Here is a 1564-nt window from a genome sequence, read left to right on the forward strand (position 1 = left end):
CAAATCAGGGCCAACCTGCCCTTTTTACTAGAAGGTTAAGTCCTCGTTCGATTAGTATCTGTCAGCTCCACACGTCGCCGCGCTTCCACCCCAGACCTATCAACCTCATCTTCTTTGAGGGAACTTACTTACTTGCGTAATGGGAAATCTCATCTCGAGGGGGGCTTCATGCTTAGATGCTTTCAGCATTTATCCCGTCCACACATAGCTACCCAGCGATGCCTTTGGCAAGACAACTGGTACACCAGCGGTGTGTCCATCCCGGTCCTCTCGTACTAAGGACAGCTCCTCTCAAATTTCCTGCGCCCGCGACGGATAGGGACCGAACTGTCTCACGACGTTCTGAACCCAGCTCGCGTACCGCTTTAATGGGCGAACAGCCCAACCCTTGGGACCGACTACAGCCCCAGGATGCGATGAGCCGACATCGAGGTGCCAAACCTCCCCGTCGATGTGGACTCTTGGGGGAGATAAGCCTGTTATCCCCGGGGTAGCTTTTATCCGTTGAGCGATGGCCCTTCCATGCGGAACCACCGGATCACTAAGCCCGTCTTTCGACCCTGCTCGACTTGTAGGTCTCGCAGTCAAGCTCCCTTATGCCTTTGCACTCTACGAATGATGTCCAACCATTCTGAGGGAACCTTTGGGCGCCTCCGTTACTCTTTAGGAGGCGACCGCCCCAGTCAAACTGTCCGCCTGACACTGTCTCCTGCCCCGATAAGGGGCATGGGTTAGAAGTCCAATACAGCCAGGGTAGTATCCCACCAACGCCTCCTCCGAAGCTGGCGCTCCGGAATCTTAGGCTCCTACCTATCCTGTACAGGCTGCACCGGAATTCAATATCAGGTTACAGTAAAGCTCCACGGGGTCTTTCCGTCCTGTCGCGGGTAACCTGCATCTTCACAGGTATTATAATTTCACCGAGTCTCTCGTTGAGACAGTGCCCAGATCGTTACGCCTTTCGTGCGGGTCGGAACTTACCCGACAAGGAATTTCGCTACCTTAGGACCGTTATAGTTACGGCCGCCGTTTACTGGGGCTTCAATTCAAAGCTTCGCTTGCGCTAACCTCTCCTCTTAACCTTCCAGCACCGGGCAGGCGTCAGCCCCTATACTTCACCTTACGGTTTTGCAGAGACCTGTGTTTTTGCTAAACAGTCGCCTGGGCCTATTCACTGCGGCTCTCTCGGGCTTTAACACCCTACCAGAGCACCCCTTCTCCCGAAGTTACGGGGTCATTTTGCCGAGTTCCTTAACGAGAGTTCTCTCGATCACCTTAGGATTCTCTCCTCGCCTACCTGTGTCGGTTTGCGGTACGGGCACCTCCCGCCTCGCTAGAGGCTTTTCTTGGCAGCGTGAAATCAGGGACTCCGGAGATAAATCTCCTCGCCATCACAGCTCAATGTTATAGAAACGGGATTTGCCTCGTTTCACACCTCACTGCTTAGACGCACATAACCAACAGTGCGCTCACCCTATCCTACTGCGTCCCCCCATTACTCAAACGGCGGGGAGGTGGTACAGGAATATCAACCTGTTATCCATCGTCTACGCCTTTCGGCCTC

1 rRNA gene is annotated in these 1564 nt (G+C 54.1%); it reads right to left on the reverse strand.

Annotated features, from left to right (window positions below):
• Positions 1-31: 31 nt before the first annotated feature.
• Positions 32-1564, reverse strand: a 23S ribosomal RNA gene (locus tag R2B72_RS18470); the annotation flags it as partial.

The organism is Sporosarcina sp. YIM B06819 (assembly GCF_033485175.1).
GTDB lineage: Bacteria > Bacillota > Bacilli > Bacillales_A > Planococcaceae > Sporosarcina.